A 14,506-nucleotide genomic window follows, 5' to 3' on the forward strand; every position below is an offset into this window, starting at 1 on the left:
AAACGATTCCTTGCGATTTAGTACTGTTTATCCGTCGGGTAGCGGTTCATCGGGCTATTATTAAATTTTCTTTTCAGAAAGAGATTAGTTTTAATGGAATTGGAAAATTTCCTTTTACCCTAAAGTAGCTACTTTAAGGTATCGTTTATACTGATTTCTATTGGGATATCAATAAGCTTTTCAGGCCCTTGATCAATTTGTAATTTGAGCTGTACCGAACCTTTTAATTTTGAAAAAAATTGTTTGGTCTGTATCATTACACCTACATTTTGACAGAGTTTATGATCATAGTCCCAAAGACCAAAACGTTGCAGATATAATGGATTTTGAGCGGTATCCACCAAGTTCATTTCTTCGTTTTTTTCATTCCTAAGCTCAACACGTGTGAGCGTGCAATGTATTCCATCTGCTAAATCCGTTGCAAAGCTGCCTTGTTGCTTAGATACGAGTTCCATGGCCTTAGTTTCCGCTTGAGTCAATGGATAATAGCTCGCCAATAAAAACTGATTGGCCGGAATACGCTTTGCTTCGGTAAGATCGGTAATGCTAGGATGCATGTGACTGCCTAACGCATCTAAAACAGCTTGCTGTTCCGATACGCTCATCCTATCAGGCGTAGGTTTCGAATCGTTGTGACAATTTGAAAATAAAATTGCGGAAACTAATATTGGGAATAGTCTATTCATCATCTATTATTCATTAAATTTCATTGACTGGCTTTACTTACGCTGTAATCCAACACATCCTTTTCACTAAAATAAGTACTTTTTAAGCATTTTGTCCGGACAGTTACAATTCGCTGAGGCTAGTTTATTATTTGTTGAGCGTAAACTGATAAGCGCTTTGTAAATGAAAGCGACAATTCATAAATGAATTCAACTGTTGAGGTTAGTTTTCACAAGATTTTCTAACAAATTCAACTTGATCAATGAAATCAATCGTTTCTAAATTTAAATTTTTGGAATATGAAGATCTTCTGTTCCTATCACATAATAATATTATTTGGATTAACAATGGTCTGTGCAGGTCTCGCATCTCCCCATATATCTCTTATCTCATTTTCAAGAGTATAACATATGTGCGAAATAGGGATATCATTGGGGCTGCCCTCAAAAGGATTTTCAGTACTCTCTCCCACTTGATCTAATGATGTATATACCCAGGATATTATCATGCTGAAAGGGATGACAAGCCACACCATGTGGCCCCTCATCCATCCAGTTGTAAATTCATTGAATGAATTAAACTCCTTTAACATAGCAAAAGGCAGCAGAAGACAAAAAAGCCAAACAAATATCCGATTAACAGTGGCATACTGCCTTGGGTAAGGAAAATTTTTTATTTTTTCACTTCTCGCTTGTAAGGTAGAAAATTCACGCAAATATTTATGTAGTTCAAAAAAACGGGAATTATCAAGCGCACCGGTGTCAGACAACCTCGCCAGTGCGGCGCTTTGTAGACTCATCAGCTGTGTCAGGGGATTACTGGAGGAAATCACTTCTTCAAGTTCTTCATGACGAATATATTTTTGTAGTACTGTTGATAAGGCCATTTCCCGCTCTGGAATCGTGTAAAAGCTAGCATATTCACGATTATAAGACTTATCAATATTTTCCCAAGCCCGCTTGGAGCGTAACTCATACCGCAGCAGTGTGAGCCATGCCAAATGGCGAAATGCAATCTCACGTGCAGTATCCCGTTCTTTGATAAAATCGCGACACATTATTGCCCAAGCCCTGCTCATGCCGATCTTCAGCCCCCAAATGTCACGTGCCTCCCACGTCCTGTTGTAGGTCTGTTGGTTTTTAAATCCGACGACAAAGGCCGTAGCTGTTCCTAAAAAAGCCACTATTGGCCAGGGTACTACCATCCAGTGAAGGCCCAATAATTCATACATCAAGACTGGAACAATACTGATCAAGAGCAACAAAAACAGATTTCGTCGCGTCCAAAAAAGAAATTCGGTTATTTTATAGGTTCTTCCAATGTACATCGTTCAATGTCTTATTAAAAATAATGATAATCAATCAGGTAAAATATTCGCTCTTTCGAATATTTAGTTTTTTCATCTTTGAATGTAGGGTATTGCCAGGAATTTGCAGAATTTCTGATGCACTTCCCGGTCCCGAAATCTTCCCGGAACAACGCTTTAAAACCTGGATAATATAATTGCGCTCCAATTCATCGAGTGAATAATTTAAATACTGCAGCTCTTCCTGTCCAGATTCAGCATGCACCTTAGGAAGATAAACATAGTCAATCTCTGCAGTTGTGGTCAAAAGAATTGTCCTTTCAATCAAATGTTCGAGTTCGCGTACATTTCCGGGCCAGCTATAGCTACGCAATTGCTGAATTACTTTTGATCCTATTTTCTTCATTTTACGCCCTGTATTGCGACTATATTTCTGCATAAAAAAGTCGGTAAGCTGGGGGAGATCTTCCAGCCGCTCCCGTAGTGGTGGTAGGTGTATCGGAAATACATTGAGCCTGAAATACAGATCGGCCCTAAAACGTCCTGCCTTTACCTCTTCTTCCAAATTGCGATTGGTAGCCGCAATAAGTCGGACATCAATTTTTATGGTCTGCTGCCCACCGATCCTTTCCAGTTCGCGTTCCTGAATAATCCGCAACAATTTTGATTGCGCTTCTAACGGAAGTTCTCCAATCTCATCCAAAAAAAGTGTGCTTTGGTGCGCCATTTCAAATTTACCGATACGGCGTTCTACGGCGCCTGTAAATGCGCCTTTTTCGTGTCCAAATAATTCGCTTTCGATCAGATGGGCAGGCAAAGCTGCACAATTTACCTTGACCATGACTTTATCTTTTCGATCCGAGGATATATGGATACCCCGGGCGACCAGCTCTTTTCCAGTCCCGGTTTCACCTGTAATCAAGATGGTAGTAGCTGTACCCGCAACGAGCGACATCAGGTGATATACGTGTTGCATAGCCTCTCCACTGCCGATGATTTCAGAAAAATTGTAAATAGTTTTGATCTGCTCTTTTAAGTAATCATTCTCTATTTCCAAATTCTTTTTATAGGCCAATAGTTGCTCATTAGCACGGATATTGTCAATGGCAATTGAAATTTGTGAACAAATGCCTTTGATAAGCATCTTATTGAGCTGGTCCGCCAGCAACCATATCGTACCGATATTTTTGTCACCGATCCGCAAAGGCAGACCATACATATTCCTTCGCCCTGTGGTCTTCCATAATCGGGCATAATCGTTTCCTTTTTTAATTTCCTCCTCAACATTGAACACAAGCCCCTCCTTGCTGGCCAATACTTGGGCAGTATATAGCTCGTTGACTGTAATAAGATTGTTCGCTAATTTATCAAAATCGGATTTTGCGTCGGCAAACAGTGCGGCATCATACATAAAAGGAGATAAGTGGATGCCATCGGCTTCGATCACACGGATCATGGATAATCTTGTGGACAGGGTTTTATCCAGAACCCTACTGATCGCTGACTGGAGGTCTTGCTTTGTCCTCAGCTGGGTAATATCATTGCTGAAATCTAATAAAAAAGATTGCTCTTGCTGCTTTTTAACCAGCTGTTCATTAGCTAGCGTATTGGAAATCGCTGTTGAGATCTGCGCACAAATGCTCTGGAGTAAGGGGATATTGATTTCGGCAGTCTCCAATAACAACAGGCCTAAATTGGTCTCACCATTCCGCAAACGTATCCCTGTAAATGTCGCTATCCCCAATGACTTCCAATAATGGAGATAACCTGAGGAAATACCACGCTGCACCTCCCGGTCTACATCAAATAACAAAGGAATCGCACTTGTTAAAATACGATTCTGTAAACCATCATTGAGCGGTAATTGTTGGAACCAATCCACTTTGTTTTTCGGTACGGGATGCGTTCCGAAATCATAAATATAGGGTTCTGTAAAAGATTTCGTATCACCACAGATTCGTCGAATGACAAAACTTCCCGTAGGACTAAGTTGCTTCAATACATCGCGAACAGTCTCCGTTAACTCTTGCTTCGTCCGAACGGCGGCCATTCGGCTGCTGAATTCGAGCAGAAAAGTCTTCTCCTTTTCCCTTTTAAGTAGCTCTTCGTTTTTTATGATATTGGAAACTGCACTCGATATTTGGGGAATAATACCAACGATGACATCTCTGAAATTCTGGCTAAAGCCATTTATTTTATCGGTATAAATATGAAGGAAGCCAATAGCACGTCCCTCACGCATCAATTTGGCCATTAAAATTTCCCGTACACCTTTTTCATAATTGACGCGCAGAAATTTTGGGCTTCCCGGATCGTCCATAATATCCGATAACACAAATGAAACTGGCTCGGTTGAATTCAATACAGCTTGAATAAATGGTTCATTAAGGGGAAAACGGGCTTTTATCATTTCTGCATAACGTGGATGATCCCTGATCGGGGATCCGTCATTGTCAAGTAGAAAGGGGCTGTAGGTATCGTCTTTGTAATCGATGGTCGTAACAATGGTATGGGTAATAAAGTATAAGCCTTTTATGCCTTCCTTAAAAAGCCGAATGAGATCATTTTTGTCTCGAACTTTTGTTAGATCATTGCCCAATGCTAATAGTATCTCGCGCTCTTTCTGGTAATATGCGATACTCGGCTTGGACACCTCATTTTTAGGAATGGTTGTTTTATTTGCTTTCATGATATACAGAAGTGCGGTACGACGGTACCCTTACATTTTTACTCATGCGTTTATGTAGTTGGCTATAGTTCGAATATACGCAATTCTGAGTAATCAATTTATCCACTTAAAATAAATCGACAGTGGCATCAAGAATAATATAAGGGGCACAATTACTGAAAAGCTCGTTCCCATCCATTTTATAAAACCATTGTACCGACGATGCGATATACCGAGCGAAGTAAAAGCACTGGTAAAACCATGCAAGAGATGCCAAAATAAGGAGACACAACCAAATAAATAAACCAACACTTCCAGCGGGTTGCTAAACTTCTCCAGCATCAAATCATAAAGTGGCAGCTCCTCATCATAACGAAACTGGTGAATACGATTTGCTATCCAAAAGTTGGAGGTGTGTATCACTAAAAACAAAAGCAAAAGTGTCCCCAGCAAGGTCATACTCTTGCTATACCATTTTATTTTAGGCGTAGCCAATGGATAAGCATATTTAATGGGGCGCGCATCCCTATTTTTTTTCCATAATAGGAGCCCTTGCACGATATGGAGAACAAATCCAACAATAAGAACGATTTCCAAGGTCCTGATCACGGGATTTGTGGCCATAAAATGTGCGCCAATTGTAAACGTCGCTCCGCCATCATTATAGAATATGAGTGCATTGACCGACATATGCACCAACAAAAAACTGATAAGGAACAGTCCGCTCAATGCCATTGTAAATTTTCGGCCCAAAGAGCTCGTAAAGGTGTTATAAAAACTCTTCATAGTTATAATCTTTTTAAGAAGGGATAGATAGGCTTCGAAATCCAAGGGCATTATCTGCCCTTGGATCGGAATATATTTATTTTTGAGCACTAAGGCGAAACCATTCTTCAAAGGTTAGCTTACCCAATTTTGCATCCGAGGAAGGCACTAAAGTTAATTCTTCCAAGGGCGCACCAAAATATAAGGCATCCTTACTTCCAACAACTTTTTTGGAATTTTCTGTTTTGATCAAATATTGTTGCACCAGGCCTGCAAGTTCAAATTGTTCGGGGCCACCAATTTCCACGATTCCATTCATAGGCTGGCCAAGTACGAATTCGGTAACAAAAGAAGAAACATCCTCAGCTGCGATCGGTTGTATTTTAGCGGTCGACAGATTGATCACATCTCCATCCTGTGCAGAAGCAACGATGCCGCCTAAAAATTCTAAAAATTGCGTGGAATGAATGATCGTGTAGGGAATGCCTGATTTGACAATAAGATCCTCTTGTACTTGTTTTGCCCTAAAATATCCACTTGCCTGGAGGCGGCTCGTACCAACAACAGACAATGCAATATGGTGTTTAACTCCAGCATTAATTTCGGCTGCCAACAAATTTTTCCCAGAAGTCTCAAAAAATTCCATCACATCCTTATCCGCAAATGATGGTGAATTAGCAAGATCAATCACCACTTCGGCTCCGTTCACAGCTTCTGCTAAGCCTTCGCCCGTAATCGTATTTATACCAGTATTAGGGGATGCTGCAATAACTTCAAGCCCGAGTGCTCTCAACTTAGCTACAGTTTTTGTTCCGATCAATCCTGTGCCTCCAATAACTAAAATCTTCATATTTTTAAATTTAAAGTTTATCAATTCTTTATGGCGACTGAGACAACAGTGAGGCCAAAAGAAACAACTCTTTAATAATCAGATTTTTAAAAAACTACAACTATTTAACAGTTCCTGAAATAAAGTGATATCACCCGAATGATCACTATATATCGTGATTCTGCGTCTTTTAATTGTGTCTAAGAAATAGAGATCCCACCATCCACTGGTATAATAGTGCCTGTGGTCCACTTGGAATCTAAAATAGCTACGACAACAGAAACAATGTCTTCAACATTCCCTCTACGTTGCAAAGGAATTTGTACTAAATCGCCTGAAGGTTCTTTGGTTTAATCATTTATCTCCTGCCAATACGGTAGCTCAGTGCAGCTTTTCCATATGCCATGTTGGAAATAGAGAAATCATTGACTGTCTTTTGTTTGCTGTCGAACAGTTCATAACGATTCAAAAGTCCCATGCCGCCTTGTACCTGAAGCCAGATTCCTCCTATCAGGCGTTGATGTACCTGTAGGCCACCATGTATAGTGGAGAACTGCGCATAATCGACTTCCTTACCACTGTAACCACGATAATTTTTCAAATTAAATCGGGTCCAATCTATTGACCCCGCCAAACCAACCTGTGTGTTTGCACTCACACTATAAAGCACATTTAATCTGGGCCAATAAAACTGGGCTAACCATTTGTTATTTGGACTCCGATAATCAATTGATATTCCTGGGGTAATTAAAGTCTCGCCAAAGGAATGTAAAGCATGAACACCAAATCCAATTTCGAGATTCGATTCAGCCCCAAATTTTTTCGATACACCAAGTATTCCGTCCAGGATCAGGTCATCTAAGGAGAGCGATTTTTTAAAATCCGTAGCAAGGGTTGGCATTGCTATTCCCAAAATAGACCATTTGCCTGAAATGGGGTGTCGGATAATAATTACTGATTTTATCTCATGAATTCTTTCAATCCGGTTTGGATCTTCTATCGTCTCGTTGCCATAATTGAAATCCATTAAACGATAATTCAGATTACTAAAAACGCTTGTTCTGCCAATTTTTAAAGGAGGAATAGGCAGCCAGACATCATAGGTCTTCAGTTGAAATTTATTTCCTGAAAGGGAACTTTCTGAAGGCAAATCTTTAAAGTTAGCTTTACCATGGACAGTGGTGGCAATACCGCCAACATCCTGAATGATCTGACTATTGCTTTTATTTGAAAAGAGGAGCGTTAAAATAAAAATACCAAGATATGACCATCTGGGTGTCATCCGGTTTTTACAATAGGAAGTAAATTGGAGGTCAGTCCTGATGCCAAGGTTTCTAATAGCGATTAGTGTTTTCATTTTCTTTGAATTTAATAATACAAAGGTGGACTGAAAACATGCATTGCTTTAAAACTAAACCACTTTTTACTCGGACAAATCTTGCATAAAGGCAATTCTATATTCGGATGGGGTTACTCCTGTTATCTTTTTAAATAGGCGTCCGAAATAGCTAGGATCGCCATAATTGAGCTCAAAAGCAATTTCAGAAATACTCTTGGTCAGGTCCTGCAAAAGCAGCTGGCTCTGCAGGACACTTACTTTATTGATCCATTCCTTTGGACTTTCACCGATGGTTTCCTTGACACATCTATGGAGATAGTTTTCAGAAACAGACAGCTCGCCGGCATAAAATAAGACTGACTTATGTTTCAGATAGTATCTGTAAACCAGCTCTTTGAAGTTAAAAGTAATCTCTGCACCCCGATTTATACTTTTATTCAGTTCTTTACTTGAGGTAAGAATTTTCTGTAGTCCTGCCTGCAAAAGAGAATAGCAAACACCAAGATTCGGATTTGGGTAATATATCTCAATGCTCAATAGTTCAAACAGAGATGTTAACCATACGCTACTCTCCTCTGACAGATGAATAATTGTATTCGCAGAAAAGAGTTTAATGAGCTCCTGTTTTGACAACAATTGACTGAGTGTCTGATCTTCAAATAAAATCATGTATCCTGCAGCATCTGGGCTGACCTCCTTTAATGAAGTTACGTTTCCTTGCCTGACAAATAAGATTTCATTCTCTTTTATTGACACCAAATTAGCATCTACCTGTTGTTTTGCGCTTCCCCTTGTAATATGAACAATGAAGTTGAACTCGGGTCTATGTAACGGCGTGGGGACTTTAATGAAACTAGATGTTTTTCCGATATCATGTATCTGAACAGGTGTTCTTAAAATTGCAAAGTCAGTTGACATCTCTGACATAAACTGCCCCCTGAAATCTGTTGGAGTTATTCTCTTTATTTTAGTCACAGCACAAAACTATAGGGTAAATGATATCATGTATAAACTTTCATTAACAAATGAACGGAATTTAGATTTATCATTGTTGTTTTTATTGATAAAATAACTTCATTTTCTATTCTCAAATCATTTTTTTTAAATTCCTCTCCAGACATTATTAAGTCTAAAGGGTTGGGTTCAAGATGCAAAGAATAACTTATGAAATTAAAAATAACAATAAGGAAGTCCTAGCTGGCTACGGTGATGCTTAAGGCCTGATCTAGGACAATTTCCTTCAATACCACAAAACACGAGGATTTATTTTATTTTTACCTTTCAAATGACTTACATGGCTAGCAAAACAATTATCGTAAAAGATAAACTCGAACCCCAGAAATTATTAAAGGTTGTTGCATTTGACAATTCAAAAGCCATAACCAAACCACATAGACACAATGGATACCTTGAATTGGTATTTTTATCAAAAACATCTGGAAAACAAATTATTGACAACTGCAAAAGCCTAGTTAAGACGCCATGTATATTGATTATTCGCAAGGAATCCGTACATTGCTGGGAATTGGAGGTTCCAATCGAGGGCTATGTGCTCTTACTAAAAAAATCTTTCGTAGAACAGAGCTTAGATCTTGAAATCGCAAGGTTAGTCGATGAGATCAGTCAATTTGACATTCTTTACCTAAAAGAAAATAGAGTCATTCCGACCCTTCTGCAATTGCTATCACAGGAAGAAAACAAAATATGTCAGGAGGGATTGTTTAAATCACTTTTAGCTAAAACTCTTGAAAATATTGGCAAGACGGAGCAATCCACATCGGTCTCCAACGACCTGTATGTAAAATTTATTGAGCTGTTAAATACTGATTCGAAAATCATAAACAATGTCGCTTACTATGCAGGCCTGCTCCACACAAGTCCTCAAAATCTGAGTGCAGCTTGCAAGAGAAATGCCAATTACACGGCCTCTCAGGTATTGGCAACTTATATTATCAAAGAGGCGAAAAGACTTATTTTCTATACCAACAACTCAATCGCCGAAATTGCTTTTGTCTTGGGTTTCTCCGATAAATCAAACTTTTCAAAATACTTTAAGCGATACACAAACTTCACCCCTTCCGAATTCAAGAGACAACATAACTAAAATTCTTTTTCGCCAAACTCACTCTTAGGCAGTTTCAAAAGCTGATTCAGCTTATAAAAATTAAAATTGAGGTTAAGCATCAATATATTCTTTTCGTAAATATAATTAGTGGTGGTGAAAAAGTCATTTGAGGATGTCGTAATACGCTGCTCATTGACTCCCCATTTACCAAGTTCAATGAACTGCCATTGAAACTGTGCTTTAATTGCTCCTTTCAAAAAAGCCTTGCTCAGATTAAAGTGGGGGGCGACAAACCTGGAATCCTTTCCCTGTACCGTAGGCCTTTCTGAGAGATAGTTTACCTGCAAACCTGTACTCCAATTCTTGGCCAGATCTGCCTGAACCCCAGCGTTCAGGGAATACACCCAGTCACTATTACTGTTTGTCTCCTGATAAGTAAGCACTCGTCCAGATATCTTATAACGATACAGGTTAAGTCCACCGTTGACTTTTAACCAAGGGAGAAGCTTTCCCTCCCCTCCCAGTTCTGCCCCCAAACGGGTAGCATAGTCAGCATTGGTAAACACCCGATTGAGTATTGTATCTGCATACACCGAATTGACCCGTTGGATCGGATTTTTCGTGTGTTGGTAGTAGGTGTTTAAGAATATACTTCCTGTTTTTAACTTCTTCACAATACCAGTCTCGACATTAGTTGTAAATTCTGGAAGCAAGTTGGGATCTCCTTGTTCCAATGTCTCCGAGTGTTCGCGTTCGGGTATGGGATTTAGCTCAAAATTATTGTTTCGTTGAACTCGACGGGCAGCAGCAAATTTCCAGGACCAATCCTCGCTGAGGTTATGCATTAAATTGAACGTAGGATACAATTGGTGGACAGAATATGGATATTCCATCCCGGTATTGACTAACAGTACATCACGTTGATAATATTCATAACGAAGTCCAAGTGACAACTGTGTTCTTTCAAGTTTATGATCATATTGGCTAAAAATAGCATGCACCGTATTATTTGCATTTAACTTTCCTGTAAATTCGGGAATAAGTTTAATTGCCTCACCTGGCTTTTCCGTGGCAAAATATTCAAAGTTACCTTTCTGCCGATCATTTCTTAGTTGATAACCACTCAATAGCTCCCCATGCGACAATTTCCATTGATGTTGGACTGAAATCCGTAGCCCGTGTAAAGGATTGGTATAATTGTTATTTGTCCATTGGACAGTATCAATCCGATGTTCGATATTCGCGTTCTTGGTCGATCCATATATATTGGCGTACTCATAAATAGCACCTGCCTGCAATAAATGGGTATCACTAAACTTGTACTTATAATTGAAATCGATAAGATAAAATTCTCCCTGTTTATTCTGCAGATTGGAGTTGAAATAATTTATTTTTGAAAGTTCTTCACCTGTTGATGGACGAACTGTTCGATTTGTATAATCGATATCGGCCAGTCGATCCTGAAATTTCCGGGATGCCAACATACCTAAGTTAATTTGCTGTTTCTTTGATAGTTCATATGAACCATTCAATCTGAGACCAAAATTATACTTGTCAAAACTCCGTTCGCCTTTAGATGGAAAGAACGTCTGCCGATCGCCAATAATGGTATAAACGCTACCTTCTCTGAAACCAGCATTGTCGTTGCGCAGATAATTAGCCGAGCCGCTCAATTCGAGCTTATTTTTTTTTAGCTGGAAGGAGATATCTCCACCAAATCGTTTTTGCCTCCTCTTGTTCCCATGATTATCTATACTCGGCAATCCACCTTGGAGATTAACTATCCAAGCAAATCCATCCGATGAAGCTTTTTTCGTCCTGAGATTGATAATCCCTCCTTTGCCATCAGGATCAAATTGAGCTGAGGGGCTGGTAATATACTCTACATCGGTTACATCATTAGCTGCGATCTGGCTTAATATTGTCGCAGGATCTAGCAAGGAAGGTTTACCATTGATAAGTACAATAATGCCCGTATTCCCGCGCATGCTTATATTGCCATTCCCATCCACAGCAGCCGAGGGTAGATTTTTCACGATATCCAAAGCTGTACCGCCAACAGCATTTCCATACTGACTAGCCTGATAGCGCTGCCTATCAGCGGAGTGCTTCTGCGCGGCAAGCTCTCCAGTAATCTTTACTTCGGTCAACCGCTGATCCGTACTGACAAGCGCGATTTCAGCTAGATTGGTCTGGCTTCTACCATCGAAGTCCACTACTAGTTTTTTCTGGCGGTAACCGATAAATTTAACCACAATAGCATATTGCCCTCTTTTCAGATCGAAAAATCGGAAACCACCTATCGAATCAGCAACCGCACCATCGACAACATGACCATCCATATCGAGGACAGCGATAGTAGCAAAAGAGATTGGTAAACTTGAGATAGAATCCTTTATACTTCCAAAAAGCAAGGATTTTTGCGCATGCACTACTGTTAGCGTAAATAAAAGGTAGAATAGAATAAAAAATCTTTTCACGGGTGTCTAAGTTTCCCCAAAAATAGAAAAGTTAATAAAGATGGTGTACATACCTGAAAATTATACCACAGTTTTTTCAAATCGACCTTAATCTTACTGAAACAAAATGTTATACCTGGCGTTGCTATCTTTAAAATCGAATAAGAGTGGACGTCTGAACCATCTTCATTCTTATGTTAGTCCACCCAGATTTCATCACAAGCGATAGAGACTTTTCGTGTGGGATGATAGCGCCATTCTGGCAGGGAGGGAAATGGTAAGGCATAAACGCGAATTATTTTAACATCATCCGCTACTGGAGCTTTAAATTTGACTTTCTGCACTGTATAGTCTTCGTCTATTTCTTCAATTTTAGAGGAAAGTAACTCCTTAAAATTTTCACCATCTTTTGAAGCCGTGATACGGATCTCTTTTGGAATAAAAATCCAATGCCGTGCATCCTGAAGGAAATTGAGTTCTATAGCCTCCACCTTTTTTGCCTTTTCGAAGTTAAAGGCAATCTCCATAGGTTCTCCAGTCCATAAGAGCCAATTATAGCTATAATCCAGATAGCCGGGGACACGATCAGTCAGGGTCTGCATACCGTTGGCAGGGAATGAAGGGTCAAAAGGGTATTTCATCGTCATTTTTGCTTCAGCAGCTTTATTCACACGTACTCCTGTGCTAAATATCTCGCTCCATTCTTTCGCATATTGGTTGGGTGAGGCACCGCCCTCGGCAAGTTCAGCTACGCCGAGTTTCTTGGCATCTTCAACAAACTGTTGCAGCTTGCGCTGTACATTCGGCCTTACGTGCCACTCTCCATTCTCGTTGCTAAATATCCCATGTTGCCGTGGCCCATAAAACCGAGCCTGTTGTAAATAGGTATAATCCAGACCTAGTCCCAACCGTCTGATACGTTGTTCCAATACCAGGTTGCCTTCACTCCATATTTCAGCCTTTTCCAATAATGTACTATAGTGATCCATTTGCTCCGCACTTAAATAATCCTTTCTATTATCAATGGGATTTCCATAGATCGATAGCGCTGATGAGGCAGCAGGCAGAGCCTTTCGCCGAGCATTGAGGTAGGCTTTGACAGCTTGACCGGCCTTGCCATAATAAGCATTTACAAATTCATCCGTAAGCTGTTCTTCAGAGATCGTATTGTCCCACAACAAGTGGGACAGAATATAAGCATTTAATTCAGCCATATCACTATAGCTAGCACCCCCACCCTGCAAAAACACGCCCTCCACGCCTTGCTGTTTTAAATAACCCAGACTTTTTTGCAATGTTCCCTGAATAGGAAAAGGAACCAGATAATTTGTAAACTGTGTTAAATAATCCCACACAAAGACATGTGCAGCTTTGGATTTCCAATCACGCAGCTGCCTGCGGAATGTCGCTGCAGAAGGTTCGTTGCCAATATCACCTTTACGAAAAGCATCAATATTGCTTAATATCACCGAAACATTATTCGCCACGCGTAGATGGGCGGGGGCATTCGCTGTCTGTAAGTATGCGAGCGTTGTAAATTGCTTATCCGGAAATTTAGCGGCTACTCTATTCACAAAATAGATCAATGACCCCTGGGCTCCGCCTTCGCGTTTATCAATCGCTTGACAGCGATCACAGGTGCAGCTACCAATGTCATCATTTTGCGCTATCGACCAGTATTTAGCTTGCGGATTTTCAAGCATTCTTTGCCTGAAATATGCAACGGTATGTTCAAAAACAGCTTCGTTGGAAAGGCAGAGCTGGGTAGCTTGTCTTTTCCCATGATACAGTGAGTAGTATTCGGGATGTTCTTTAAAATAAATGGATGGCGGTAATATCTTGTTGAACGTATGTCCCCAATCCCCCCATTTTTCTTCTAAATTATGCAGTCCATACCAGTCTAAATATTCCTGATCCAATTCGATCGGGAAATAAACTTCGCGAAACTGGAAGTTAGGTTTCGCGAAAACGTGAAAATCGGCATCCACCACTAGCGAAGACAACTCGGGAACGAAGGTATTCTCCCTACCGGTATACCATTTCTTTGCACCGATAATATCTCTCACGTAACGGTAAGCGCCATAAAGAACCCCTTTTCCACTACCTTTAATATACATATTAGCCCCTCTAAACTGTATTGAATAGCTGTCTTCCGGGTAGCTTTTGCTTAGTGGCACCTGCTCCAGTATAATTGCCGGCCGATCCTGTTCCCGGGCCTGCAATTCAAAGCCTGTCCCCGTGCTCAATAAGGTAAATTCGTTGATTACCGCTGCTGCTTTCAGCAGGGCCGAGTTGTTTTGGTCAGTACGGATAACATAATTGGCCACACCTTCATTCACCAATGTAATCCGTTCTTTAGCCTGAGCGATTGTTGTGAAAAAAAACAGCGCTAACATATACTTCCACATA

Annotated in this window: 10 protein-coding genes; 1 reads left to right on the forward strand and 9 read right to left on the reverse strand. The window is 40.1% G+C overall.

Going from position 1 to position 14,506, the window contains the following annotated elements; translation table 11 throughout:
* Positions 1-128: 128 nt before the first annotated feature.
* From B4G94_RS24395 to B4G94_RS24425, 7 genes are all read right to left on the reverse strand, one after another.
* Positions 129-689, reverse strand: a complete 561-nt coding sequence (locus B4G94_RS24395) for a hypothetical protein (protein WP_286862645.1) — start codon at positions 687-689, stop codon at positions 129-131.
* Between the two features lie 296 nt (positions 690-985).
* Positions 986-1,993 (reverse strand): bestrophin family protein, encoded by a 1,008-nt coding sequence (locus tag B4G94_RS24400; protein WP_286862646.1) that lies wholly within the window; start codon positions 1,991-1,993, stop codon positions 986-988.
* Between the two features lie 34 nt (positions 1,994-2,027).
* Entirely contained in the window at positions 2,028-4,661 is a 2,634-nt protein-coding gene (locus tag B4G94_RS24405; RefSeq protein WP_286862648.1) for a sigma-54-dependent Fis family transcriptional regulator, read from the reverse strand.
* Positions 4,662-4,754: 93 nt separating this feature from the next.
* A complete protein-coding gene (locus B4G94_RS24410) occupies positions 4,755-5,426 on the reverse strand; it encodes a succinate dehydrogenase cytochrome b subunit (RefSeq protein WP_286862650.1) in 672 nt (223 codons plus the stop codon).
* Between the two features lie 76 nt (positions 5,427-5,502).
* Positions 5,503-6,255, reverse strand: a complete 753-nt coding sequence (locus B4G94_RS24415) for an SDR family oxidoreductase (RefSeq protein ID WP_286862652.1) — start codon at positions 6,253-6,255, stop codon at positions 5,503-5,505.
* Positions 6,256-6,592: 337 nt separating this feature from the next.
* A complete protein-coding gene (locus tag B4G94_RS24420; protein WP_286862654.1) occupies positions 6,593-7,591 on the reverse strand; it encodes a DUF6268 family outer membrane beta-barrel protein in 999 nt (332 codons plus the stop codon).
* Between the two features lie 66 nt (positions 7,592-7,657).
* Complete coding sequence (locus B4G94_RS24425) at positions 7,658-8,500, reverse strand: AraC family transcriptional regulator (protein WP_286862656.1); 843 nt, start codon at positions 8,498-8,500, stop codon at positions 7,658-7,660.
* A gap of 367 nt (positions 8,501-8,867) precedes the next feature.
* On the opposite strand from B4G94_RS24425, the gene B4G94_RS24430 reads away from it, so the two are divergent.
* Positions 8,868-9,677, forward strand: a complete 810-nt coding sequence (locus B4G94_RS24430; RefSeq protein ID WP_286862658.1) for an AraC family transcriptional regulator — start codon at positions 8,868-8,870, stop codon at positions 9,675-9,677.
* Here B4G94_RS24430 and B4G94_RS24435 read toward each other — a convergent pair.
* A complete protein-coding gene (locus B4G94_RS24435) occupies positions 9,674-12,118 on the reverse strand; it encodes a TonB-dependent receptor (protein ID WP_286862660.1) in 2,445 nt (814 codons plus the stop codon). The two genes, B4G94_RS24430 and B4G94_RS24435, sit on opposite strands and share 4 nt — an antisense overlap.
* Before the next feature lie 176 nt (positions 12,119-12,294).
* A complete protein-coding gene (locus tag B4G94_RS24440) occupies positions 12,295-14,505 on the reverse strand; it encodes a DUF4838 domain-containing protein (protein WP_286862662.1) in 2,211 nt (736 codons plus the stop codon).
* Position 14,506: the final 1 nt, after the last annotated feature.

Source organism: Sphingobacterium sp. UBA7625 (genome assembly GCF_002484085.1).
Taxonomy (GTDB): domain Bacteria; phylum Bacteroidota; class Bacteroidia; order Sphingobacteriales; family Sphingobacteriaceae; genus Sphingobacterium; species Sphingobacterium athyrii.

Coding starts and splice junctions, on each gene's coding strand:
- B4G94_RS24405 (WP_286862648.1), bottom strand. CDS start 4,661: ATGAAAGCAAATAAAACAACCATTCCTAAAAATGAGGTGTCCAAGCCG.
- B4G94_RS24415 (WP_286862652.1), bottom strand. CDS start 6,255: ATGAAGATTTTAGTTATTGGAGGCACAGGATTGATCGGAACAAAAACT.
- B4G94_RS24420 (WP_286862654.1), bottom strand. CDS start 7,591: ATGAAAACACTAATCGCTATTAGAAACCTTGGCATCAGGACTGACCTC.
- B4G94_RS24440 (WP_286862662.1), bottom strand. CDS start 14,505: ATGTGGAAGTATATGTTAGCGCTGTTTTTTTTCACAACAATCGCTCAG.
- B4G94_RS24395 (WP_286862645.1), bottom strand. CDS start 689: ATGATGAATAGACTATTCCCAATATTAGTTTCCGCAATTTTATTTTCA.
- B4G94_RS24430 (WP_286862658.1), top strand. CDS start 8,868: ATGGCTAGCAAAACAATTATCGTAAAAGATAAACTCGAACCCCAGAAA.
- B4G94_RS24400 (WP_286862646.1), bottom strand. CDS start 1,993: ATGTACATTGGAAGAACCTATAAAATAACCGAATTTCTTTTTTGGACG.
- B4G94_RS24425 (WP_286862656.1), bottom strand. CDS start 8,500: ATGTCAGAGATGTCAACTGACTTTGCAATTTTAAGAACACCTGTTCAG.
- B4G94_RS24410 (WP_286862650.1), bottom strand. CDS start 5,426: ATGAAGAGTTTTTATAACACCTTTACGAGCTCTTTGGGCCGAAAATTT.